This window comes from Streptomyces sp. NPDC104814 (assembly GCF_055583185.1).
On sequence record NZ_JBVJOL010000014.1, the window covers coordinates 20,816 to 46,749 of the forward strand.

13 protein-coding genes and 2 pseudogenes are annotated in these 25,934 nt (G+C 68.6%); 9 read left to right on the top strand and 6 right to left on the bottom strand.

Annotated elements, in window-relative coordinates; all coding sequences use genetic code 11:
- Positions 1-479 precede the first annotated feature (479 nt).
- Positions 480-3,362, top strand: a complete 2,883-nt coding sequence (locus ACZ64A_RS33345) for a DNRLRE domain-containing protein (RefSeq protein WP_469815676.1) — start codon at positions 480-482, stop codon at positions 3,360-3,362.
- Between the two features lie 129 nt (positions 3,363-3,491).
- Here the strand turns inward: ACZ64A_RS33345 and ACZ64A_RS33350 are convergent.
- The 3 genes and pseudogenes from ACZ64A_RS33350 to ACZ64A_RS33360 form a co-directional block, all read right to left on the bottom strand.
- Positions 3,492-4,164: pseudogene (locus ACZ64A_RS33350) on the bottom strand (transposase); the annotation flags it as partial.
- Positions 4,165-4,443: 279 nt separating this feature from the next.
- Positions 4,444-4,746 carry a RidA family protein gene (locus ACZ64A_RS33355; RefSeq protein WP_469815677.1) on the bottom strand — a complete coding sequence of 101 codons (303 nt, stop codon included), beginning with the start codon at positions 4,744-4,746 and terminating at the stop codon, positions 4,444-4,446.
- A gap of 38 nt (positions 4,747-4,784) precedes the next feature.
- Positions 4,785-5,990, bottom strand: coding sequence for an MFS transporter (locus ACZ64A_RS33360; protein ID WP_469815678.1), 1,206 nt, complete (start codon positions 5,988-5,990; stop codon positions 4,785-4,787).
- 47 nt (positions 5,991-6,037) lie between these two features.
- Between ACZ64A_RS33360 and pdxR the strand changes: the two genes are divergently transcribed.
- From pdxR to ACZ64A_RS33380, 4 genes are all read left to right on the top strand, one after another.
- Positions 6,038-7,447 (top strand): MocR-like pyridoxine biosynthesis transcription factor PdxR, encoded by a 1,410-nt coding sequence (pdxR, locus tag ACZ64A_RS33365; protein WP_469815679.1) that lies wholly within the window; start codon positions 6,038-6,040, stop codon positions 7,445-7,447.
- Positions 7,448-7,490: 43 nt separating this feature from the next.
- Positions 7,491-7,733, top strand: a complete 243-nt coding sequence (locus tag ACZ64A_RS33370) for a transposase (protein ID WP_469815680.1) — start codon at positions 7,491-7,493, stop codon at positions 7,731-7,733.
- A 69-nt stretch (positions 7,734-7,802) separates the two neighbouring features.
- Positions 7,803-7,925 (top strand): hypothetical protein, encoded by a 123-nt coding sequence (locus ACZ64A_RS33375; RefSeq protein WP_469815681.1) that lies wholly within the window; start codon positions 7,803-7,805, stop codon positions 7,923-7,925.
- 122 nt (positions 7,926-8,047) lie between these two features.
- Entirely contained in the window at positions 8,048-8,476 is a 429-nt protein-coding gene (locus tag ACZ64A_RS33380) for a hypothetical protein (protein ID WP_469815682.1), read from the top strand.
- Positions 8,477-8,714: 238 nt separating this feature from the next.
- Here the strand turns inward: ACZ64A_RS33380 and ACZ64A_RS33385 are convergent, their stop codons facing one another.
- Both ACZ64A_RS33385 and ACZ64A_RS33390 read right to left on the bottom strand, forming a co-directional pair.
- On the bottom strand, positions 8,715-9,095 hold the full coding sequence (locus ACZ64A_RS33385) for a hypothetical protein (protein ID WP_469815683.1): 381 nt from the start codon (positions 9,093-9,095) through the stop codon (positions 8,715-8,717).
- A 470-nt stretch (positions 9,096-9,565) separates the two neighbouring features.
- Positions 9,566-9,946 (bottom strand): annotated as a pseudogene (locus ACZ64A_RS33390) (sigma factor-like helix-turn-helix DNA-binding protein); the annotation flags it as partial.
- Between the two features lie 408 nt (positions 9,947-10,354).
- Between ACZ64A_RS33390 and ACZ64A_RS33395 the strand changes: the two are divergent.
- The 3 genes from ACZ64A_RS33395 (at position 10,355) to ACZ64A_RS33405 (ending at position 12,413) form a co-directional block, all read left to right on the top strand.
- On the top strand, positions 10,355-10,924 hold the full coding sequence (locus ACZ64A_RS33395) for a DUF3885 domain-containing protein (protein ID WP_469815684.1): 570 nt from the start codon (positions 10,355-10,357) through the stop codon (positions 10,922-10,924).
- Between the two features lie 437 nt (positions 10,925-11,361).
- Positions 11,362-11,880, top strand: coding sequence for a hypothetical protein (locus ACZ64A_RS33400; protein ID WP_469815685.1), 519 nt, complete (start codon positions 11,362-11,364; stop codon positions 11,878-11,880).
- A 32-nt stretch (positions 11,881-11,912) separates the two neighbouring features.
- On the top strand, positions 11,913-12,413 hold the full coding sequence (locus ACZ64A_RS33405) for a hypothetical protein (RefSeq protein WP_469815686.1): 501 nt from the start codon (positions 11,913-11,915) through the stop codon (positions 12,411-12,413).
- A 134-nt stretch (positions 12,414-12,547) separates the two neighbouring features.
- On the opposite strand, the gene ACZ64A_RS33410 is transcribed toward ACZ64A_RS33405, so the two are convergent.
- Positions 12,548-16,906, bottom strand: coding sequence for a LamG-like jellyroll fold domain-containing protein (locus ACZ64A_RS33410; protein ID WP_469815687.1), 4,359 nt, complete (start codon positions 16,904-16,906; stop codon positions 12,548-12,550).
- Positions 16,907-17,286: 380 nt separating this feature from the next.
- Between ACZ64A_RS33410 and ACZ64A_RS33415 the strand changes: the two genes are divergently transcribed.
- The gene (locus tag ACZ64A_RS33415) at positions 17,287-25,884 is read left to right on the top strand and encodes a ricin-type beta-trefoil lectin domain protein (protein ID WP_469815688.1); all 8,598 of its coding nucleotides are present in this window, start codon (positions 17,287-17,289) and stop codon (positions 25,882-25,884) included.
- Positions 25,885-25,934: the final 50 nt, after the last annotated feature.

Consider the following 25,934-nt stretch of genomic DNA (forward strand, 5'->3'; position numbering starts at 1 on the left):
CCACATCCGGGACACAGTCAAGGTGAAGTCAAGGGCGCCCCAGCAGTCCATCTCAACTTCATAAAATTCTCATGTGTGGACTGACTGTGTGGAGCATGTGATCGTTTGCGCGACTCTGCCCCGCGGCCTGCCGACCGGGGCTGTTCGTGCTGTCCGTATCCATCTGGTTCACACGGGAGTAGACCGCCGCCGTGTCCGCGCCGCCTCGTTTCCTCAGCCCCTTCGTGCGCACGCGCACCAGGCTGGCTGTCACCCTCGGCCTCGTCCTCGTATCCCTGACCGCCGCCCTGTTGCCCTGGTGGCATCAACCCGGCGATCCCCCACCAGCCCAAGCCGGCAAGGCCGCCCAAGCCCGAAAGGCCGCGACCGGTCCGCGTAACGAGGCCGCCGCCCAGACAGAAGCCCGCCGCACACGCAAGCCGGTCCTCGTCGACACCGCCACCACGGCAACCTCGCAAACCTGGGCGCAGCCGGACGGCATGCTGCGAACGCAGATCACCACCCTCCCGCAACGGGCGAAGACCGTGACGGGCACGTGGGCGCCGATCGACACCCGGCTGCGCCGGGTGAAGAACGCCGCCCGCGGCCTGAGCATCCAGCCCGTCAACGCCGCCCAGCCCACTCGTTTCTCCGCCGGCACCAAGGCTGCCCGCGCCGACCGCTCCTTCGCCCGCATGCCGCTGGCCGACACCTCCCAGTCACCGCAGGAGTCGGTGCTGGCCGAGGTAGACATCGACGGTCACACCATCACCTACACCTGGCCCGGCCCGCTGCCCGAGCCGGTACTGGACGGCCCCCGTGCCCTGTACTCCGAAGTACTCCCCGGTGTCGACCTTCTCCTCCTCGCCCGGCAAGAAGGCGGCTTCGCCCAACTGCTGATCGTCAAGAACGAGCAGGCCGCACAGAGCAACGCACTGGCCACAGTCACCTACGGCCTGCGTTCACCGACGGCCGTCTTCCACCACGACACTGAAAGCGGCAGCGTCCTCGTCCAGGACAAGTCCGGCAACGAACTGGGCTCCATCCCCACACCCTTCGCCTGGGACTCCTCCGGCCGTGACCCAGAAGGCGACGTGAGCGAAGACAGCGTGCGCACCTCGGTCGCCACACCCGCCGACGTCCTGAAACTCTCCGGCCTGAGCGGCATCGAACCCGGCGCCCACAGCGCCCCCATACCGATGCACCTCGACGGTGACGCCACCAGCACCGCCCGGCTCGACCTGAACCCTGCCCAGACCGGCCTGTTCACCGACCCCGACATCAAGTACCCGCTGTTCGTCGACCCCACCCTCAACTCCGGCTGGCTCGCCTGGACCGTGGCCTACAAGCCCTACCCCAACACCAGCTTCTGGAACGGCACCAACTTCTCCTCCGGCACCTCCGACGCCCGCGTCGGACACGAGAGCGACAGCGGAGGCACCGCCCGCTCCTTCTGGCGCATGAACTACACCTCCACTCTCAGAGGTGCGATCGTCAACTCCGCCACCTTCAAGGTCCTCAACAACCACTCCTGGTCGTGCACCACCCGCGAGTTCCAGCTCTGGCTGACCGGAGCCATCTCCTCCGGAACGACGTGGAACGCCCAGCCGAGCTGGTCCACACTCCTGCAGAAGAAGTCCTTCGCCCACGGCTGGTCCCCCTCCTGCCCCGACAACTACGAGGCCTTCGACGTCAGGACCGCCGCGCAGAAGGCCGCAGACGGCGGCTGGTCGAACATCACCCTCGGCATGCGCGCCACCGCCGAGACCGACACGCAGACCTGGCGCAAGTTCCAGGCCACCAGCGCCGTCATGGAAGTGGTCTACAACCGGCCTCCCTCAACGCCGAGTTACGTCACCAGCACGCCCGGAAGCAACTGCAACCAGAACACGGGCGGCAACACCATCGGCCTGGCCAACCTGATCCTTTCGGCGAAGTCTTCCGACCCAGACAACAACCTCAAGGGCCTGCGCTTCCGCTTCTGGAAGTCCGGCGCGGCCACGCCGGCCGGCACTCTGGTCACCAGCGACTCCAGCGGAAAGGCCACGCTGACCATCGCCTCGACCAGCCTGGTCGACAAGGGCGTCTACTACTGGGACGTACGCGCGGAGGACTCCGGCGGCCTCAACTCCGCCTACTTCCCCACCAGCGGCAACCGCTGCACCCTCACCGTCGACGGCTCCGGCCCGCCCCCGCCCAGCATCACCAGTCCGGAATTCCCCGAAGCCACCCCTGACGGCCTGACCTGGGCCACGGTCAAGTTCGGCGACACCGGCACCGCCACCCTGAGCTCCGAAGGTGCCGCGAAGTTCACCTACACCGTTGAAGGCGTGGGCGGCTGGGGCACCGTGACAGCCACCAACGGCACAGCCAAGATCCCGACAGTCAAGCCACCGCACTCCGGCCCCAACTGGCTACTCGCCTACGCCTTCGATGCGGCCGGCAACGCCAGCAAGCGCACGGACTACAACTTCTACGTCCCGCCACGCGACAAAGCAGACGTCCCCTTCGACACCGGCGGCGACGGCATCGGCGACCTGCTGACCGTTGACGGCAACGGCAACCTGCGCAACTGCACAGGCGGACCGGACGGCGACCTCTTCCGCTGCCTGCCCGCTTCCTACGACGAGAACAAGAAGCTCGACCCCCAAGGCCACTGGTACGACCCGGCCACCGGCAAGGCCGCCCTGATCACCCACTGGCAGGACACCTACCCCAGCGACGGATCGACCGACCTCTTCGCGGTCACTCCGGACGGCCGCTTCTACCTCTACCCCGGCGACGGCTACGGCAGCTTCGACGTCGACCAGCGCCTCAAGATCCGGCTGCCCTCCAACACCCCGTCGCCCTCGACGTGGAAGCAGATCAGAGCCACCGGCGACATCACCGGCGACAGACTGCCCGACCTGATGCTGCGCTCCGGCGACGAATGGTGGACGCTGTCCGGCTACACCGGGGCCACCTTCCAGACCGCGACGCGAATGGAGACCGGTCCCTGGGCCCGCCAGGAGATCGTCAACGTCACCGACATCAACGGCGACAACACCCCGGACGTGCTCTGGCGCAACCTCGACACCGGCACCATGAACCTCCGCCAGGGCAAGCCCGGCACCGTCGCCGGCAGCGTCGACCTGGAGTCCCTCAAGCAGGCCGCCAACTCCCGTACCGGCAAGGACGAGCCCTACGGCACCGGCTGGGCCGAGACCGCCGTGTCGGCCGCCATCGGCATCCCGGACGTCAACAACGACGGCATCCCCGACATCTGGGCGCGCCTCGTCTCCGACAGCCAGATGTGGATCTACCAACCGTCCCGAACGGCCACCAACCCGCCCGTACGCGTCGTCGAACCGGGGAGCTGGAACTCCATCAAGGCCTTCGGCTGACACTCCCCCACCACCACCGGGCCCCGGCCACCCTCTCTCAGCGGTGGCCGGGGCCCGGCCGATGCACGCCCACCGTAGCTGACCAGCAGCTTTCGGCTTCGACCGATTTCGGGTCCGTCGACCCGACGCTCATAGGGCCAGGTCGGCGGCGTCGAGGCAGCCGTCGATGACCTCCGGCCGGTATTGCAGCATGTTCCGGGTCGGCCGCAGCACGGTTGCCGGTGTCGCGCTTGACCAGCGACCAGACACCCTCGGTCGGGTACAGGGTCCGGAGCATAGGTGGGCAGCTGGAACACGGTGAGCCACTCGGCGTTCGCTTCGATGAACTCGCGCATGCCGGCCTTCAGGTGCAGGCGGACGTTGTCCCAGACCAGCACGATCGGTCCGCCGAGCTGGATGCGAGCGTGGAAGATCAGCTCGCGGAAGTCGCGCCAGCCGAAGCCCTTCGGCTCCGCCTTGCGGCCCCGGTACTCGCGGATCGCGTGGATCAGCCGGGACCGCTGGCCGGGCTTTTAGCAGGTCAGACCCGCCGTCGACACGCGCCCCGAGCCCCGGCCCCTCACCATCACGACCAGAGTCTGGCCGACCCGGCCCCTGGTCCTGGCGCGCGGCGGAGTCATCGGCTACCCGGCCTCGTCCTCGAAGACGGTCGCAGCCGCGCGCTCCGCCGCGGTGCTCTTACCCGCGGCCAGATCTCCTTCTTCCACACCTCGACCGCGTCGTCATCGCGCTCGATCGCGCGCCTGGTGGGCTGCTGCCGGCTCCAGCCATGGTGCTCCAGCAGCCGCCAGGTGCCCTCGACCAGCTCGATACAGGCCTCCTACGAGAGGGCGCGCGGTCTCCGCACGCCGGATCGACCGCTCAGGCGAGTTCGGTCCAGCGCTTGGCTCCATGCTGATGGCGAAGAGCGGTCGCAGGAACTCACTGGCTTCGACCTTGCCGCGCCCTGGCGGCGCGTGGTCGAGCGGTTGCCCGCGCTTGCGGACTGAGCGTGTTCCGGTTCGATGTCAGTGTCGGCAGGCAGGACGGCAAGTGCATCCATCTCGACGCGGGAACGCCGGGTGGACGAGTCCGGCGACCTTCACCAGGGGGCAGGTTGGCGGGCGGCCTGGGTCCAGATGCTCGTCGTGGATCCGGCGGAAGGCGTCCAGGTCGGCCAGGCGGTCAGGTCGGTCAGGTCGGTCAGGTCGGTCAGGTAGACGATCAGCTTCACCACGCCCTGGAGACGGGCTCCCGCAGCATGGAGTGCCGTGGCGAGGTTCAGGAAGCCCTGCCGGATCTGAGCCACCTGGCCGGAGACCGCGACCATGGGCCCGGTGAACGTCACCGCGCGGCTGTAGCCGTTGACGGGTGGACTGCCGGGCGGACGGACGCAATGCTGCACGGGGACTCCATCGTGGCGGTCGCGACGGGGGTCGTGAGTCAGCGACCGGCACGGCGCTTGGGGCGACCGGCGCTGCGGTCGGTCAGAGCTGGGACGAGGGCACCGAGCATGGCCGCGGCGGTCAGCGCGAATGCCCACGGGTAGCCAGTTGCGGCAGAGAGCCAGCCGAAGGCTACGGCGCCGACGCCCATGCCGGCGTCGTAGGCGAAATTCCACAGCGCGCTGACCGTGCCGTAGCCGGCGGCAGGGACCCGCGTGTACATCAGCGCGAGCGTGGCGTTCTGGGCAACGCCGAAGCCGGTGCCGAACAGACCGACAGCAATGACCACAGCCACCGGGTTGCCGGTCAGCGCCATGAGCCCGGTGCCGAGCGCGGACAGCAGCAGAGCCGGCAATACGAGCCCGGCGGAGCCGTGTCGGTCTCCGTGACGCCCGGCAAGCCAGCGGGCCAGCGTGGCCGCCGCGGGCTGGACGAACAATGCCGCCGCGACCAGGCTCGTGAGCGACGCAGGGACGGCGAGCGGCAGGAAAGTAACGACAATCCCTGCCGCGAGCGCCGTGACCGCGAAGACCACGGCGGGACGCAGCAGTTCTGCCGTGCGGAGCCCCTCGGTGATGCCGATCGGCCGCCCGGAGGCGCGGATCCGGTCGGGTAGGCCGGGCACTGCGGGGATCGCGGCGAGCGCGGTCACGGCGCCGGCCGTGAAGACGACGCCGTAGCCCGCGTGTGCGGCCAGCCACACCCCTATCGGCAGGCCCAGCAGCGAAGGTAGTCCGCTGATGATGCCGACCAGCGCCAGCCCTTCGCCGCGCCGTTCGGCCGGGATGAGGGAGGCGGTCAACGCGCCGCCCGCGACCACGGTGAACGCGAAGCCGAGTCCGCGCAGGAGGCATATCGCGACGATCCACCCGAGGCTCCGGGAGAACCCGAGCGCCAGCGCGGGTGCGCCCATAAGGCCCAGGCCGACGGCCAGTACGACGCGGTAGCCGCAGCGGCGGACCAGGACGGGGGTGGCGAGTTCACCCAGTACCGTCGCCAGCATCAGCGCTCCCGTGGCCAGTCCTGCCGCGCCGCCGCCTCCGCCCCGGTCGCCGGTCGAGGCGTAGCGCGGGACGACGGACAGCAGCAGGTAGAAGCTGGTCGAGGCGCCCAGGATGGACACGAAGCGCAGCAGCAGCGGCCGTGTCAGCAGAGCCGGGCGCGCGGTGGTCGTGGGGGAGGCGGTGTCGGGTGTTTCGGTCACAGCTGGACGCTAAGAGCTCGACCGGATCGCCGGTAAGGTCCACTTCCATGCCGCTGAAGTGGTCCAGTTCCCCGCCCGAGCGGCTGCTGGCCGTCGACCGGGCCAGCAGCCGACCGCTGCACGCCCAACTGCAGCACGGGCTGCGGGACGCGATCCGCACCGGCCGCCTGCAGGTCGGCGAACGCCTGCCGTCCTCCCGTGATCTCGCCCGGTCGCTCGGTGTCTCCCGCGGCCTGGTCCAGGAGTGCTACGCCCAGCTCCAGGCCGAGGGTTACTTGACCAGCCGTCCCGGGTCCGCCACCCGGGTGGCGACCGGCGCCGCCGTACCGCCCGGCGTCCCGCAACCGAGTACCGCCGCGTCGCGCCTGGTGGCCGACTTCCGCAGCGGCGTACCGGACCTCGGCTCGTTCCCGGTCCAGGACTGGCTGTGGGCCCTGCGCGAGGCGGCCCGCACCATGCCGACCGCCCAGTTCGACTACGGCGACCCGCGCGGCGCCGCGGCCCTGCGCGAGGTCCTGACCGGGTACCTGCGCCGGGTGCGCGCCGCGGCGACCGACCCGCAGCACATCGTCGTCTGCAACGGCTACGCCCAGGGCCTGGGCCTGACGCTCCGCGTCCTCGCGGACGCGGGTGTGCACACCGTGGCCTTCGAGGACCCCGGCTCACCCGGCACCGTCACCACCGCAGCCGCCACGGCGGGCATGCGCGCGATCCCCGTCCCGGTGGACGAACGCGGCATCGACGTGCAGGCGCTGACCGCGACCGCCGCCCGCGCCGTCGTCGTCACCCCTGCCCACCAATGGCCGACCGGGGTCGCCCTCGCCCCCGAGCGCCGACTGGCCCTCGTCCAATGGGCTCGCGACCGCGATGCGGTCATCATCGAGGACGACTACGACGCCGAATTCCGCTACGACCGCGAACCCGTCGGCGCCCTCCAAGGGCTGGCCTCGGACCGGGTCGTCTCCATCGGCACCGTCAGCAAGTCCCTCGCTCCCGCCCTGCGCATCGGCTGGACCGTGTGCCCACCCCAACTCGCTGGACCGATCGCCGAGCAGAAGCACCGCAACGACCGCGGCACGTCCACACTCGACCAACTCGCCCTGGCCAAGCTGATCGAGTCCGGCCGCTTCGACCGCCACCTACGCCGCATGCGCGCAACCTACGCCGCCCGCCGCACCGCCCTGCTCGCCGCACTCGCCGAACACGCCCCCGAACTGCCGGTCACCGGCCTCGCCGCCGGCTTCCACGCCGTCGCCCACCTGCCCGCGGGCGCCGACGAACGCCACGTCGTCACCGCCGCCCGCGAACGGTCCGTCGGCCTCTACGGCATCAGCACCCACCGAGCCTCACACGCCAACGCGCCGGCGCAACTCGTCCTCGGCTTCGGCAACGTAGGCGAACGAGCGATCGCCGAGGGCATCGCGACCATCGGCCACCTGCTGACCGGCCGGTCGTAACGTACTGGCCCATGACCACCAGTACGGACCGCCGCTCCTACCAGTGAGCAACGGACGTTGCGGCAGGGGCCGGCATCACCGGCAGGTGATCAACGGAGTTCTGCATCGGGTGCGGACCTCGGTGCAGTGGCGTGACCTGCCCGAGAGGCTCGGCCGAGGAAGACCGTGCACAAGAGGCATCTGCAATGGTCGGCGGACGACACGTGGGAGCGACTCCCGCAGCAAGTCCAGGCCACAGACACCGAGGGATCCATCGACTGGGACATCTCGGCCGACTTCACGGTAATGCGCCCCCATCAGCACCCCGCGGGCGGGCTCCCGCAAGGCCCCGCCGCCAGCCTTCTCAAAGGAGGCGATGACGACAGGACACCAGATCGATCCGGCGTGGACGAGCCTGCTCGGCCACATGGAGGAGGTGGTGCTGCACATGAGGGCCTGGGCCGCTCGCGCGGCGGGTTCACCACCAAGGTCCACCTGAGCGCCGCCGTATTCAGGTTTCCGGGTCAAGGCCCACAGGGTGATGGACCCGATTCCTGTACCGGAGGATACTGAACCGCCCGCTCCCGACCAGCCCAAGGGGCCCCTCACTTCGGAGACGACATGCGCAAGCCCTTCGCCACTGCCGCCGCCCTGAGCACCGCTGTTCTGGCCGCAGGCATGCTCTTGAGTGCTCCTGCCGCCAACGCCCAAGCCTCCGCCTACCCGGTCAGCAACTTCGACGTCACCCTCGGAAACACGTACACCCGGGGCACCGTGACCTGGTACAACCGATCGGTCCTCGTGTCGGGTGAACACAAGTCGGTCGACGTGAATAGCTGCCGGGGAACCACCGCCTTCCTTCTTGACTCCAACAGCAACGACGTAGGCCACTTCACCAGCCTCTACAACGTGTGCGGCACGAGCGACAAGTTCAGCTTCACAGTGGACACGTACCTTGCCGGAGTCAACGTCGTGCGGATCTGCCTCGACGACGGCGCCAAGCAGTACCCAATCACCTACCTGAAGTGCGTTCGCTACAGCCGCCCCTGACGGTCCATAGCACGAGTCACGCTGATTGAACGCACCGAAGGGCGGCCCCGGCCCATCAGAGCCAGGACCGCCCTACAGCCCGGCTACGCCGCGCCGGCTGGTCTTCCTCGCCCTTCGACCGAGCCCTTCGACCAAGGCGCTGCCCGTGTGCCCGGGACACAAGCCGGACGTAGCGGCCCCTGCACCACCTGCGGCCGCCCTCTCAAAACCACCAGCACCAGAACCTGACGAAGCACTACTAGGAGGCTCCGCCCGGGCTCGTATGCGCGGCGAATCCCCCGCCCACCGTGTACGGGTGGCCGTCGGCAGTCCCCGTGACGGTGTAGCTGTCGTCCTTGGCGTCCCGGCCGCCCTGCTCGTGGTTGTACTGCGCGGCGAAGACCCATTGGCCCGCCGGGACCGTACGACCGTCCCTGAGTGTCCAGGTGTAGACGAGGAAGCCGTTCTGCTCCTGGAGGGTCTGCGTGAAATCCGCCTCGGGCAGGGAGCGCCAGGCGCCGGTGGCGGTCACACCCCCGGTCTGGGTGATCTTCAACTGGACGGGGAGCGCGGTGAGTTGCCCGGTTGTCTTCAGGGTGAGATCGCTTTGGGCCCAGAAGTCTTTGCTGTGCTGGTCCACGGAGCCGTCCGACGACAGGGGGCCGCTCCGCTCGCCGGGGGGCGCGGGCGGCCGGGCGGAGGATCCGGCGTTCGGCGACCGGTTGGCACGAGGCGTGCCGGACGGCCGCGTGGTGCCCGCGCCGGGCGTCGGGGCGGCGGTTCGGAGGGGCGACGGCTCGCGGTCGCGTCCGGCGAGGTGCGGGGGGTGGGAGAGACGGCGACCGTACGCTTGTGCGCCGGGGGCCCGTTCTTCACCGCGGACGCCACCGCGTACCCCCCGACGGCAAGCACCCCGGCGACCGCCACTGTCGCGCTGACCACCCGCACCCAGCGCGACAGCGCCGGCCGCATGGCCCGGTGTCCCACGGGGCGGGACGGCGCGGCCATGCCGCGCTCCACGCGGGCCAGAATGCGCGCGCGGTCGGGTTCGTTGGGCCTCGGCCGCCTCTCGCAGCCGGGCGCGCAGCTCGTCGTGCACGTCCTGCTGCCTCATCGGTTGCTTCCTCTGCTCTCGGCGCCGCCCCGGGCCATCGCCGCGTGCACCTTCCGCTCGGCATCCTGGGCGCCCAGCAGCCGTTGCAGCTCGGCCATGCCCTTGGACGTCTGGCTCTTAACCGTACCCACCGACACCCCGAGCGCGAGCGCAGTGTCCTTTTCCGAGAGGTCGAACGCGTGCCGGAGCACTACACACGCCCGCTTCCGGAACGGCAGCCGGCGTAGCGCTTCCTGGACGTCCACCATGCCCGCGACGCCGGGGTTCTCGGTCCTCTCCTCACGGCGCGACCAGAAGAGCGCGATCCGCCGGCGCTCGCGGACCGCGCTGCGGATGCGGGTGCGGGCCAGGTTGGCGACCACGCCCCGCGCGTACGCCGCCGATCATGCTCCGCCAGAGGCCGCCTCACCTTGCGGTGAACCCTCTCACCGAAAGCTTGAGGGTCGGCGTTGCCAGCGTGGAGCCCGTGTCGGGGCCGCGTGCTGATCCCGGGATCGGCCTAGGCCAGGACGACTGGCCGCTCGGCAGGCCCAAGGCACGCAGCAAAGCCGCCAGCCTGCTTTCTTCGCAGCGACAAACGCGATCGCATCCTCCGGCGCCGACAAGTTGCTCGCCAGCAGATCGTGCAAGGTGGCGTCCTCGCCCATCGGCGTGTCCCTCAGCAGAACTCGCCTGCCGTTCGAGCGGTGCGGCGTCACAAGTCGAACTAATGTGGAGCGCTAGGCCGCTCCTTCAACGAGCGGTGCGAGAGGGGCGCAGGCGACGGGAGAGGATGAGTGCGGCGGGTGTCTGGAGACGGGCAGGCGGATCTGACGAAGCTGTGGCAACAGCGTTGGCCCAGTTGCCCTCCGGTCGGGCACAAGCTCCACGACCCGTATCGGGACGTCTGGGTACGTTTTCACAGCCTGCCGGAATCGAAGCGGTACGCGGAAGGCGAGAGCGAGTACACCGTCGTCCTGGAGCGTTACAACACCGTCCTCGACGAGTTGTTCGCTGGCGCGGACGTGTACGTCATCACTCCGTTTTGGACGACCGAAGCCGAGGTTCCGTCACCAGAACCCGGAGCAGGGTATTGGCAGAGTCTGCTGGTGGAGGACGATCCCGACCCTGAGTTCCGCACGTACTGCCACCTCTTCGCCGCATGCCGGCCCTGGCAGCGCGGCTGCATCGACGACTTGCTCCGCGATACCGCCGACTACAAGGTGGCCGGAATCCTCATCACTGACACCCGCATGCAGCGCATCCACCACCCCTACGACGGTGGTGCCGACGTCTTCCTCACCACGCCCGAAGAACGCGACCGGATGCGCAGTCAGCACGCCGACTGGCTTTCCAATCACCCCTCGGGTCTCTGACCGGCTCGGACCGTAGCCCCACTCAAAATGGTCTTCACCGCACGTACCGGGTTGAGAGACGTAACGAGCTGCCTGGTGGCGACGGCCACGAAGCAGGCGGGCGCATCACCCTCCAGCAACGCGCTCACGTACTCAAGGGTTCCGCAGGCGCGAGCACAGGCAGCCGCTGGCGCAGTGTCCGCACAGCGTACAGCGGCGCCTCCGCGGAGCGCATCGTGTAGATCATCCACTGCAGTGCGCACCGGCAACCCACCTATCCGCGCCCGGTAGTCGGCCTCCCATTCTCCGGTTAACGCGGAGACGACGCCGATCTGGTGCGGCCCTACCGCCCGGCCGGCCGCTTCCCCTACGGAGCGTTCGGGGCGAACCGGAGGCGGGAATCGTCCGCACACCACTACCGTGCGCAACAGCACCACCACGCATCCCGAGGGGGGATCATGAACGACTTCTCCAAGCCGCCGTCCGCATCCGAGCGGCGCCCCATGCATAAGCGCAATGGCTTCTGGATCTTCGTCGGCACGCTCGTCGTTATCGGCGCCGTCGCCAACGGCCTCAAGGAGAGTCCGAGCGCCGACCAGAACGACTCAGCCGCACCCAAGGCGACTCCGAGCTCCGCGCCTTCGCCGACCGAGTCGTCGCTGGATGCTCTGATCGACGACGTCCAGGCCAGCAACAGCGCCGCCCGCAAGGACCTGCAGGAAAAGATCGACGAAACCTCCGCCTCCGCTGAGGCCGCCACGGCAACGGTGCCCAACGTGGTCGGCATGGTCCACGCCGACGCAATCACCGTGCTGCACACGGCCGGATTCATGGTCAACGAGGAGGACGCGTCCGGCGAGGGGCGACTGATCATCCTGAACAGCAACTGGAAGGTCTGCCGTCAGGACCCCGGTGCAGGCGCCACGGATGTCCTGCGCGTGGCGATCTACTCCGTCAAGCTCACCGAGTCCTGCTGACCTCAGACCACCACGCATCCCAAGGGGGGATCATGAACACCCGTCCGTCCGTTCCACCGGCCACGCCGCGCCCGGCCGACACCCGCCCGCTACGCAGGCGCAAGCGCGTGTGGGCCGGGGCAGCGGTGCTGCTGGGAATCGGCACCGGTATCGGCGCCAGCGGCCAGAGCGACACCGCCCAGACCGCCTCGGCGCCTACCGTCAGAGTCACGGCCACCGCCACCCAGACGATCACCGCGACACCGCAGGCGAAAGCCACAGTCACCACCACCGCGACGCCAGAGCCTGCCCCGACCGTCACCGTCACCGCCACGGAAACCAGCTACGCCGCCAGCGACAGTTCCGACACCTTCACGGACGACAGCAACGGCAGCACCAGCACGGGCACCTGCACCATCACCTCGAACGCTGGCAACTGCTACCAAGCCGGTCAGTACTGCCGTGACAGCGACCACGGTGCCACCACGACCAACTCCTCCGGCACACCCATCACCTGCCGCTACAGCTCGGGCGCCTGGCGCTGGAAGTACTGATCCCTGCGCCGCTCCTGCCATGACCGGTGGCCGTGCCTTCACCGATGCGCGCGGCCACCCCCCAAAAAATGGAGACATCGAGCACGCTGAGGTGTTAGAGGGGCCGGATACTCGGTGGCCGGCCCCTCCAACGGTCAGTCCAGTTGCGTGATCCCCGGCAGTGATCCCGTTGCCGCCGCGTTCGCGGCGGGCAGGGCGGTCGGGTAGATGCGTACATCGCTGACCGAGCCGTTGGCGTATTCGCCGTACGCGCTCTGGTAGAGGCGGCGACCTATCTGCACCCCCCCGTCGGCGTTCCACGTGGTGCCCGCGTATGCCTTGGTGGCCGAGAGCTTGCCGTCGACGTACAGGAGCAGCTGGTCCGTGTCCGCGTCGTACACGCCGACGAGGTGGGTCCACTTGCCGACCACGGGCGAGGCGCCGTACGCCGCGGTGAAGGCGGTGCTGGCCGTGTCGTCGTGGTGCCGGCCGAAGGCCCAGGCTTGGGCGCCGGAGGAGTAGTACAGCTGGAATCCGTTGGCGTTGCCCGCCCCGTCCGACTGGGAGACGAAGGTCGAGTTGCCGGTCGCCGAGACCAGCTTCACCCAGGCGGAGACGGTGAAGCTGCTCGAGGTGTCCACGGCCGGGCCGGTCGTGGCGGCGTACCCGGTGGTTCCGGAGAGGGTGAGCACCTTCCCGCGGGTGGCGTCCGTGTTCCAGGCGTACGAGCCGGTCAGTGAGGCGTCGAGAGAGCCCGGGCCGTCGGCAGCCGAAGCGCCCGCGCCCTCGTCCAGGAGCCACTCGTGGGTGGCTGTGTTGCCAACCGCGCCCAGTGAGGCGGGGGCGGTGAACGCGGCCGTGTTCCCCGTGGGTGTGGTGCCCGTGTACTCGATGAGTTGACCGGCGGTGTCGACCGTGTAGAGCTCAGGTTGCCCGTCGGGGCCGCCCGCCGGGCTGTTGAGATCGCCCGGGGACATCACTGCGGGGTACGTTCCCGACCAGAGGACCGGTGCGAGCGCGTCCGGCGGGTTGGTCCCCCAGCCGGCGGCAGCTCCTGTGGTCCAGTTCTGGGCGGTGGTGCCGTTGCAGGTGTAGATCTGCAGCTGTGCGCCGGGAGTGTTGCTGCCGTTCGGTATGTCCAGGCACTTCCCGGAATTGGGGTTTACCAGGCTGCCCGAGGCGCCGGCAGTCCACTTCTGGGCGGCGGTGCCATTGCAGGTCCACAGCCGTACCAGGGTTCCGTTGGCCGTCCCGCCTCCGGTGACGTCGAGGCAGCTGCCCAGCGCCCTGAGCGCGCCGTCCGACGTCAGCATCCAGTTCTGTGCACGGGACTGGTTGCAGGTCCACGTCTGGACCTTGGTGCCGTTGGCGGTCTGCTGCTGGTAGACGTCAAGGCACAGTTTGCCCCCGCCGGCCGCCGCCACCGAGGAGGTGAGGGCCGACCTCACCGGAGCATGCAGCAGCGACGGTATCAACGTGTCGGGGGTGTAGCTGATCGGAAAGCTGAACAGCGAGCCGCTGGAGTCGTCCCGAGCCCACAGGACCGGCCCGGTGACGTTGCCCTTGTCGTCAGCGCCCGTGGGGAGCGTGCCGGGCGCAATCAGGGTGTAGCCGGACCAGTCTCCGTCACCGAGGAGCAGCGGGTGCTTGAAGTGACCGCCGCCGTCGGCCTGGTAGATCCAGAGCTTCTTGTTCTCCACGGTGATCACCGCTGGATAGCCGGCGCTGTTGCCGTACAGGTTGCCGGCCGTGACGATCTGGTCGACGTTCCAGGCACTGGCGTTGTAGCCGGCGGTGCGGCAGCGGGTCTCGTCCGCGATCCGCTCGACGGGCTCACAGGCGTCCTTGGGCACGACGTCGAAGCGCTTGCCCATGAACCCAGGGTAGGTGGAGTAAGGCGAACGCGGGAAAGCGTCGTCGGCGGCGGGGTCGAGGTCGTTCTTGACGATGTACAGCTGGTGGGTCTGCTTGTTGTAGGCGAACAGGTCGTCGACGTCCGAGCCGTGGAGGTTGCCGCGGTGGGCGATGAGGTAGTTGTTCCAGCCCGTCCCGTCCGGAGACTGCGCCGCGGTCGAGACCGTCACCGGGCCCGTCGCCGGGGTGGCGGGACCGGTCTGCGGGGCGGTCTGCGCCGGGGCCACGGGTTGCGCGGCATCGGTGTTGCCCGGCAGCATGACCAGGTCACCGGTGCGGGTGGTGGCCAGCAGGTCGGCGATCCCGTCGCCGCTGACGTCCCCAGGTGTGATCTTGGTCGTCGGGTTCCACGGGACGGTGTATGTGTAGCCGACCGGGAACTGCGAGAGGTTGCCGGCCTTGTCCACGGCGGCGACGTACAGCGTGTGGACACCCCAGGCCGTGACAGGGACGGTCAGCTTCGCGGTGGCGTCGCCGGAGCTGTTGGTGCCGCTCGCGGGGACGGAGGTTCCAGCCTGCGGGGTGGGTTGGGCGTCGAGCCGCCACACGAAGTGGTCCACGCCGCTCATGAGGCACGGGCCCGGGGTGCAGGTGGCGGCGGGAGCGTGGTCGCCCGCGGAGACGTCGAACTGCGTGCTGTTGCCGGGGCCCGCGTAGACAAGCGGGTCGCCCGCACCGCCGCCCACCTGCGGGAAGGACGGGTTGGTGGCGATGTCCGGGGTTTCGGGCGGGCTGAAGTCCGTGCGGAACCAGCAGTGTGCGGAGACCGGCGACGTCAGGTGCGGGGCGGCGTTGTCCTTGGCGTAGACGTCCCAGCCGTACTCGTGACCGTCCTGGAGGGTGATGCCCACGGGAACGTCGGCGTCCGTGCCGGAGGCGACGTAAGAGCTGGCAGGTGTGGCGATGATGGTGCCATTGCCATTGGTGAGCACGGTGCGGTCCCACACCTCGTAGTTGGCGCTGGCCAGTTCACCCGTGACGTTCGTGGTGACCGTTGCGTGCAGTTGGAGGTTGCTGCCGGCCGCGCCGTACGTCGTGGCGCCGATCCAGCCGACCCCGCTGGTCACACAGGGACCCGACGCACCGGCGGCGGACGGGGTGGTGTGCAGGGCGGTCGGGGTGCTGGGAGGGATGTCGAAGGTCGTGGTCAGAGTGAGGACCGTGGACATCCGCAGGTAGTTGTCGTTGTCGCTGGATATCGACTCGTCGCCGAAGAGACCGACGGTCCACCAGTCGGTGCCCGCGTCGGCGATTTTCTGTGCCTGGCCGGTCACGGTGAAGCTGGCGGTGTGGTTGCTGCAGCTGCTGCCGGGGTTCGCCGCGCTCGGGATGGTGGTCTTCACCGGCGCGTAGGTGCTGTCGTTGGTGGCCGGCCTGCTGTTCCAGTCGGTACTGGAGCTGATGGACGCCGTGGTGTGCAGGGTGATGGGCTGGTCCTTGGAGCAGTCCCAGCTGGAGGCGTACGTCGAGGCCACGGTGACGAGCGCTTTGGAGACCACCATCGCGGGATTCAGGCCGCTGGTGTTGATGGCGTAGTACGAGCGCTCCAGGCCCGTGCCGCAGGCCCCGCCCCAGCGCTGGTAGCCCACGCCCTCGCCGTTGGACTGCGGCTTGTCGTACTGAGGGCTGTCCGCGCAGGTCGAGCTGGAATACACCTCGGTGAAGTGACCGGACTTGCTGGAGACCGGGTTGGTGTACGGATCGATGTAGACCGGGTAGACGGTGCCGGGGTCGGTGAGCACGGACGAATCCGGGTGCAGGGTGACCGCGCTCTGGGTGGTGGTCATCGGGACCTGGTCGACCGATGCGCCCGGCCCCGGGCCGTCGACCGAGGAGGCGGGGGTTTCGGCGGGCGCGTCGACGGTCGTCGTCCGGGCTGCGAAGGACGCCGGCTGTACGCCGGCTGTCGGGGTCTGCACCAGGTTCGCAGGGGCGTCAGAGGTGGCGGAGTCCCACATCACGGGGCGCGGTGAGACGTAGTCGAGGGTGCCGTCGGCAGTCTTGGCCTCCATGCCTCCGGAGGTCGTCGGGTGGAGGGTCAGGCCGTTGGTGGTGGCGGTGAGTATCAGCTCCTTGACACGTGGGTCGGCCGCCGCGGCCGCGTCATGGAGGATCAGGATGTCGCTGAAGCCGCCCTGGTCGGTGACGGAGACCGACAGGTCGGCGCCGGGCAGGACCGCCGGGTAGAGGGCGGTGTCGCCGGAGACCTGCGGGGCCGGCAGTGGGAAGGGCATGGTCAGCGCGAGCTGGCTGCCGTCCTGGTGGGTGAGCTTGACCGTGGGGCCGCTGCCGCCACCGGAGAGAACCACTGAGTGCGGGCTGGCCTTTGGGGACCAGTTGCCGTCGGGGTTGCGCTCGAGCGTGGCGTCCACTGGGACCCAGGTGCCGTCCTTCTGAACCCGTACGGGCATGAGGCTGGCCACATTCGTAAATGTGCCGTCCGGGTTGGCCGTCGTCTGGGTGGTCTCCGTGGTGAGCGCGTCCACGGGCACGGGCTTGCCTTCGGTGACCGCCTGCTGCTGTGCGGCGAGCAGGGGCCCTGAGGTGGCGGATTCGCCGTCCTGCGCGAACGCCGGCACGGCGGGTGTGGTCAGCGCCACAGCGAACAGGCCCAGCAGGATTCTCTGAGTCAGTGTCAGGCGTCTGAGTCGTTGCGGATGTCGATCAAGTTGGAAAAGCACGCGTCAAGTTCCTTACAAATCGTGTGGTGCGGAACCATCGATTCCCCCATGCGTCAGGCAGCGATCGCGTGACGGCATGGAACAGCAGGTCCTGCGGTTTGTCTGGTTGACTGATTCTTTATCCCGAACAAATCGGGCAGTTCGCGTGACCGGAATCGCCAATTCCGTTCGAACTGGAGTTCCGAGTCACGGTATTGATCAAACCTCGCGGACATCAATAGCCTCCCGCAGGTCGCACGCGCCGTGTGATCGATGGATGCGGTGGCCTCAGCAGCCACCGTCGGGTGGGGGGATGGCACGTGGCCGATCGGCGTCGCTGGTTCGTGGGCAGAAGATTCCGAAGATGGGGTGGCAAGGGCCTGCTGACCGTGGGTCTTCTGGCCGCACTGTCGGTGCTGCTCCCGCTGGCGTTCTCCCAGGGTCTCGACCTGAACCTGCTCAATGCGGCGTCGAACGACGACTGGGAGGGCCGGGGAGGGCAGGCCGGCCACTACCACTTCCGCGGTGAGGTCTGGAACCCGAAGGAGGTCTCCGACGTCGCTGGGGTCGGCGGTCATCCGCTCACGCCCGTCCCGCCTCCCACGGCGGGTCATCCCCGTGGTTACCTGCCGCTCAAGTCTCACCAGGTGGCGCGCCCCTCTTGGCCGGCCTCCGGCAGCGCGGTCGTGCATCTGGGCGCGCCCGGGACACGTGCCAAGGGCGCCCCGGTACCCGTGAAGGCGGGCCGCCTGCCCGTGTACGTGGTCCCGGCCAAACCAGCGGCCGGTCTTACTCCGCACAGAACCCACAGCGACACGTCCGCCGGCACGGCGGCCGCCCCCGACGCCGTCCGCGTCAAGGTCGCCTCGCACGCACAGGCCCTGCGGGCCGGCGCCAACGGCATGCTGGTCTCCATAGCGCCCGCAGATCAGAAAACCACTCCTGGCAAGGTCCAGGTCGTCATCGACTACGGAGCACTGGCCAAGGCTTACGGCGGCGGATACGGCTCCCGCCTTCAACTCGTGCGCATGCCGACCTGCGCACTCACCACCCCTGAGCTCGCCGCGTGCCGTACCCGCACCCCGATCCCCTACACCAACCGGGCGACCTCCGACCAGCTCACAGCCACCATCCCGGTCGGCAATCCGGCCCCTGCCAAGTCGGCGAAGTCCGCCATGGCCGCCACCACCGCCCAGACTGCCGACAGCACCACCACCATCGGTGTCACCTCCGGCAGCGGCGGCTCGCAAGGCGACTACGGCGTCACTTCACTCAATCCCTCGGGCAACTGGCAGGCCAGCGGCACCGGCTCGTTCACCTACTCGTACCCCATCGACGTCCCGGCCGGCCTCGGCGGCAACGCACCCTCGGTGGCCCTGGGCTACGACTCCCAGTCCGTGGACGGGGAGACCTCGGCCCGCAACTCCCAGTCGTCCTGGATCGGCGACGGCTGGAGTTACGACCCGGGCTTCGTCGAGCGCGCCTACCGCACCTGCGGCAGTCTCCGCGACGCCGACGGCAACCGCGTCCTCAAAGGCTCCGGCGACGAGTGCTGGGGCGGCGCCAACGCACAGATCTCCTTCGGCTCCCACTCCGGGGTCCTGGTGCCGGCCACCAAGGACCCGAACGTCCCCGGCCTGCTCCGCCAGTGGACGCTGCGCGGCGACGACGGCACGATCGTCCAGGAGTTGTCCGGTGCGGCCAACGGCCTCCAGGACGGCACGTACTTCCGCGTCCTGACCACCGACGGCTCCGCCGCGTACTTCGGCTCGGACCACGCCCCAGCCGCGCTCGGCACCGCCGCCGTCCCGCAGTCCGGCACCCCCACCGACACCAGCACCAACTCCGCATGGGGTGTGCCGGTCTTCCACCCGCAGACCGGCGACCCGTGCTACGACACCGCCAAGGGCAAGGCGTCCCGCTGCGACAAGCCCGAGGGCTGGCGCTGGAACCTGGACTTCGTCGTCTCACCCAACGGCCTGGTCCAGCGGTACGACTACACCACCGAAACCAACTACTACAGCCTCGGTGGCGGCCAGGCACCCGACGGCGACTTCGGCGCGCTCACCCCCTACGTCCGGGGCGGCACCCTGGCCAAGATCAGTTACGGCTACACGCTCGCTGACGCGCTCGCCCAACGCACCCCTTCCGCGCAGGTGCTCTTCAACTCCAAGCAGCGCTGCCAGCAGACCGCGGACTTCACGGACTGCTCCGCCGGTAATCTCAAGGACGAGACCTCACCACACTGGCCGGACGTGCCGTGGGACCTGCACTGCGACTCCACGGACAGCACCACGATCCCCGACGGCTCCACCACCGTCCCGAAGGACGTCTGTGTGATCGCGGGCCCGACCTTCTGGTCGACCACGCGCCTGGACTCCATCACCACCCTCGTACACGTCAAGGACGCTGCAAACAGCACCGACAAGCTGATACCGGTTGACTCCTACCAGCTCGGGCACGTCTTCTCCGACGCCGGCGGCAGCGTCGACCCGGTCACCGGCACTTCGGTGGATCCGAAGAATTCGGGCTTCCTGCAGGCCGTGATGTGGCTCCAGACGATCCAGCACACCGGCAAGGACACGTACCAGAACGGGAACACCGACATCACCTTGAACAAGGTGGCGTTCACCGGTACCGAGATCGACAACCGTGTCAACGACGTGTCGCCCTCCGCCCCTCCGCTCTATCACCCTCGGATCTCGACGATCCAAACGGAGACAGGTGAGTCGATCGCGGTCGACTACAACCTCGATCCCTGCGCGGGCAAGAGCCTGTCGTTCGCCACCGCGGACACGAACACCAATTCCTGCTACCCCGTGTACTGGAACGTGCCCGGGGCCTCCAAACCGATCGAGGACTGGTTCAACAAGATCACCGTCCACACGGTGACCACCTCCGACCTCACCATCGCCTCCACCTACAAGCCCGATGGAACGGCCGCCCCGGCCGGCTCGGCCACACGTGTGGCGGCCTACGACTACGCAGGTGCCGCCTGGCACCGTGACGACTCGCCCTTCACCGACGACCAGTACCGAACCTGGGGCCAATTCCGCGGGTTCCGCACGGTGACCGTCCGAACCGGACGCGCCCCCGAGCCGGTCACGCAGACCGTCTCCACCTACCTCCAAGGCATGGACGGCGACTACAAGGCCGACGGCACGCAGCGCTCGGTGAGCGTGACCGCCAAGGTCGGCGGCGCGGTCGTACAGACCGTCACCGACGCCGACCAGCTGGCGGGCACCGAGCTCCAGAAGGACGTCTACACCCAAGCCGGTGGCACGATCACGGCCACATCCGTCAACGCGCCCTTCACCTACACCAGCACCGCCGGCAGTCCCCAGACCGCCTGGACCGGCTGGGACGCGGCCGACCACCCCGGCGAGACCAAGCCGGCCCTGTCCACACTGCCGCCGCTGACCGCGTACCGGATGAAGAGCACCCAGAGCCACGGCTACGCGAAACTCGCCGACGGCACCTGGCGGCACACCCGCACCGACACGGCGTACGACACCCAGGGCCGGATCTCCACGGTCGACGATCACGGCGACGTGAGCGACGCAAGCCAGGAGAAGTGCACGACCACGACGTACGCCACCGCGCCGGCGACCAACCCGGCGATGCTGTCGTACCCCAACCAGATCACCACCGTGCACGGCCCCTGCGGCACCGCCGCCGACGCCTCGACTCTGCTGTCGGACCGGAAGATCTACTACAAGGGTGACGGCACCCTCACCGGGCTCGGTGCCTTCGGCGAGGTCTCACCCGGCGCCACAGCTACGGCCGTGAGAATTGCCACGGGATTCACCGGAACCACCGAGAACTGGCTGACCTCGGCCGCCATGAAGTACGACGGCGTCGGCCGGATCACCGACGCCCTCGACGCCACCGGACAGAACACCCACACCGACTACAACCCCGCCTGGGCCGACACCGGCAACAACACCGCCCCCACCACGGTCACTACCACCAACAGCCAGGGTTGGAAGGTCACTTCCACGCATTCGCCGCTGCGCGGTCTGGAGACCCTGCACACCGACGCCAACGGTCGCAAGACCGAGATCACATACGACGCACTCGGCCGCCGCACGGCGGTGTGGCTGCCCGGCCGCGACAAGGGCGCAGGCCAGAGCGCCGACCGCATCTTCACATACTCGGTCAACCCGGGCGCTGTCGCGGCTCCCGGCGACACTGTCACCCAGCCCGGCGCGCCCACCTCCGTCACAACCAAGACACTCCGCGAGGACGGCACGTACAACGTCAGTGTCGCCATCTACGACGGCATGCTCCAGCCGCGCCAGACGCAGAGCACTCCGCAGGGCGACAGCGACACCGGCCGGATCGTCGCCGACACCTTCTACGACTCGCACGGCTGGCCCATCACCTCCTACGCCCCGTACTACGAGCCGACCACCGGACCCTCGGGCACGCTCTTCGCGGCGAACGAGAACCAGATCCCCTCGGAGAGCACCACCGCCTACGACGGCCAGGGCCGCGCCATCACCTCCACGCTGTGGCACCAGGCCGTCGAACAGTGGCACAGCTCCACCTCGTACCCGGGCGCCGACCAGACCGACAGCACTCCCCCGGCGGGCGGCCGCACGACATCCACCATCACCAACGCGCTCGGGCAGACCGTGCGCACCGTGGTCAAGAACACCGACGCCAGCGTGATCCTGCGCGGCGGCGACGTGATCCCCTCCGGCACCTCCCTCGCCTCCAACAGCGTGCGGCTGACCATGCAGGCGGACGGCAACCTGGTGCTGAGCACCCTGGCCACCGGAAAGGCCGTGTGGTCCAGCGGCACTGCCGGAAACCCTGGTGCATACGCCACGTTCGGGACCGACGGCAACCTCGCCGTCTACACCACGACCGGCACCGTGAAGTGGACCACGGGCCTCGCCGCCACGACCGGCTCCACCCTGCGGGTGCGGACCGACTCCACCGTCGCGGTAGTGGCGAGCGACGACAGCACGGTCCTGTGGAAGCAGGGCACCGCCAACGCGGTTCCGCCGGCCAACTCCACCACGGATTACACGTACACGCCGGGCGGCCAGATCAAGTCCGTCAAGGACAACGCAGGCAACACCTGGTCGTACAGCTACAACCTGCTCGGCCAGCCCCTCACCCAGACCGACCCCAACACCGGCACCGTCAGCTTCGACAAGTACGACGTGGCAGGCAACCTGCTCCAGACCACGGACGCGCGCGGCCAGGTGCTGTCGTTCACCTACGACTGGAACAACCGCCGCACCGGCGAGTACACCGGCGCCTGGCAGGCCACCCCTGACCCGACCAAGCTCCAGGCGAGCTGGCTGTACGACACGCTCGCCAAGGGATACCCGACCTCCTCGACCCGCTATGTACGTGGTTCGACAGGCGATGCGTACACCAAGGCAGTCACTGGCTACAACACGGCCTACCAACCGCTGGGCAGCACCCTGACCATCCCGGCCTCGGACGGATTCGCCGCGGCCGGCCAGTCCGCCGCCCCGACGAGCGGGACGGTCACCTACAAGACGACCGCCGACTACACACCCACGGTCGGCCTCCTGTCCACCACCCACTATCAGGCCGACGGCAACCTGCCGATGGAGGACGTGGACTACGGCTACACGCAGCAGGGGAACCTGGACGTCTTCGGCGGGTACATCAACGCCGCCAACACACCGGCGTACCTCTCGAACACGGTCCACGACGCTTTCGGCCGCGTCCAGCAGACCAACTACGGTCTGAGCGGCAAGCAGATGGCCACCTTCGCCCAGTACGACAGCACCACCGGGCGGGTCCTCCAGACCAGCAGCATGCTGCAGACCTCGGCCACCGCGCTGGACGTCGTCAACTACCGCTACAACCAAGTCGGCGAAGTCACCGCCACCGACGACCTGCAGAACAACACCACACACGACACCCAGTGCTTCACCTACGACTCCTTCCAGCGCCTGACCCAGGCATGGACGGACACCGCCGGTATCACGTCCCCGTCCGCGGCACCGGTCGGCGCGGTCGGCGGCTGCACCACCGGCCGAGTGCAGACGACCAACAGCACCGGGCAGGTCAAGACCACCACGGTCGGCGGCCCCGCGCCGTACTGGCAGACGTACACCTTCGACCAGCTCGGTGACCGCACCGGCATGGTCAGCCATGACCCGAACGGCAACGCGCTCGCCGACACCACGCAGTCCATCGCCTACCCGGGCACGGACGGAACGGTCGCGGCCACCCTCCCCAACCAGGCGGGCACCACGGTCAGCGCCAACCCCGGCGAGGGAACCGCGACGTGGACGAACACCTACACGGACCCCGCCTACGGCAACAAGAACGCCGGCAACACCATCACCCGCAAGGTCACCACCACCGGCCCGCTGAGTACCAACTTCACCATCGCAGGCGGCGGCAAACTGTGCGTCGAAACCGCCGGTGGCGTCGCTACCGCGGGCACCAAGGTCCAGATCAACACCTGCTCGGGCACCAGCAAGGCCCAGCAGTGGACCATCGGCACGGACGGCACGGTCAAGGTGCTCGGCATGTGCCTGGACACCACATCCAACGGCACCGCGGCCGGCACCCTTGTGGTGATCGATACCTGCAGCGCCGACGCCACCCAGAAGTGGAAGGCCACCGCCACCGGCACTCTGGTCAACAACGCCAACAGCGCCGTATGTCTGACGGATCCGGCCGCCAACGCCACCAAGGGCACCCAGCTCACACTGGCGGCCTGCGGCGCCGCGGGCCAGCTGTGGAAGACGGCACAGACCGGAGCGGTCCCGTCCGGCCAGACGCAGACACTCTCCTATGACACCGAGGGCCACACCGCCTCGGTCACCACACCCACCGGCACCACCACCAACACCAGCAAGTACCTGTACGACGCCGACGGCCAGCTGCTCCTGCAGACCAGCACCGTGGGCGCGACCGACAAGACCCGGATCCTGTACTTGTTCGGCGGCGCCGAGCAGATCACCCTGAACGTCACAGCCAAGACCTGGACGGGCCTGCGCCACTACAAGGGCCCCGACGGCACCACCATCACCCGCACCAGCGGCGGATCCGTCAGCTACCAGATCGCCAATGCGCAGGGCACGTCAACGACTTCGGTGGACGCGAGCAGCCTGCTCGCCACCCGCCGGTACTACGACCCGTACGGCAACACACGCGGGCCGAAGCCCACGTCTTGGGTGTCTTCTGACGAGAATCGCGGCTTCCTGAACCAGCCGCTGGATCAGACCACCGGCCTGAACCTGCTGGGCGTTCGCAACTACGACGCCACCACCGGCCGTTTCCTTAGCCCGGACCCGGTGTTCCAGGCAGGCGACCCGAACCAGATGGGCGGCTACACCTACTCGGCCGACAACCCGGCCAGCAGCAGCGACCCCAGCGGCGCCTGCCCCAAGGACGTCTGCGACGGCTACGGCCAGAACCCCACCCACCCCTCCTCCCCGCCTCCGCCCAAAAACACCACCACGAAGACCACGACGGTCACAACGACCACCACGACGTCATCCGGCGGTGGCGGCAGTGACGATGACGACTGCGACGGGTTCTGGAGCTGCGCCGGTCACTACCTGAAGAAGGCCATGCCGGTCGTCGTCGTGGTGGTCGTCGTGGTCGTGGTCGTGGTCGCGGCCTCAGCCTGCACCGTCGAGTCGGGCGGACTGCTCGGCCCGGCGTGCATCGAGGGCGCCGGCGTAGCGTTCACCACCGCCTGCGGGGCGATGATGGGCGACTGCGGGCCTGGCCCGGGCGGCGAGGGGGGCCCGGAAGCGGCCCGGGAAGACGCCAGCGCCGCGGGCAAGGGAGCAAATGCTGCCGAGGCGGGCTCGACGGCATCCAAGGGTGCGGCCTCGGCCGAGGCCGGCGCCGCAGGTCCGAAGGGCGCGGCCTCTGCGGGCGGCGCGGCCGAGGAAGCGTCCAAGGACGCCGCTGGCGGCAATGCGGCGGCGCCGAAGAAGGCGACCGCCCAGGACGCGGCGGAGGCCAGTTCGAGCGCGTCAACTCAAGCGGACGAACCGAGCACCGGAACTCCCGGCACGACCTGCAGCTTCTCCCCCGAGACGCCAGTCCTCCTGGAAGGCGGCACGGCCAAGCCGATCGCGGAGATCACCGCGGGCGACAAGGTCGAAGCGGCCGATCCGGAGAACGGCAAGGAAGAGGGCTCACGTACGGTCGTGGCGACCTGGGCTCACGCCGACAGTGACCTGATCGACCTCACCGTCGAGGTCTCCCCCGGTGACGCTGAAACGCTCCACACCACGTCGGAGCACCCCTTCTGGGACGCCACGACCCACGTCTGGGTCCCGGCCGCGGCCCTGATCCCCGGCCACGCGCTCACCACCCCCGACGGGCGCCCGATCCGCGTCCTCAAGGTCCAACCAACCCCGGGCACCGCCACCCGCTATAACCTGACGGTCGACCAACTGCACACGTACTATGTGCTCGCAGGCTTTACGCCGGTTCTGGTGCATAATGTCTGTCCGACATCCGCTGCACTGAGCGCAGCTCCACATCCTGCAAATGTCTCATTCCATCCGTCGGTGGACTTGTCCTCGAAGACGGCCAGTGAGGCTGGCAGTATTCAGACTGCCAGCGGATACGCTACGGATGTGCCCGCAGGGTACGGCCGGGCAATGCCTGATCAGGTGTATGCAGCAATGCCCATTGCGCGCACACCTCATCCATTCATGGATAATTCCGGGGGTCCCGGCGCCTATTATCTTTCTCATGCAGAAAAGCAGGCGTCAGTCCTCAACCCTGGCTATGCGATTTCGGTCAGTCGAGATATGTGCAATGATTGTATATCTTGGTTCCAGAATCGATCGCAACAACTTGGGGTGCCGATATTTGTTTCCGATCCAACGGCAATCCATGCATTCACGCCTGACGGTCAATGGAATTCGTTCGACTATCCGTCGTGGTGAACTTACCCGATAGGTTGGCGTCGAGCTTTGTTTGAGCTCGGCGCCAACCT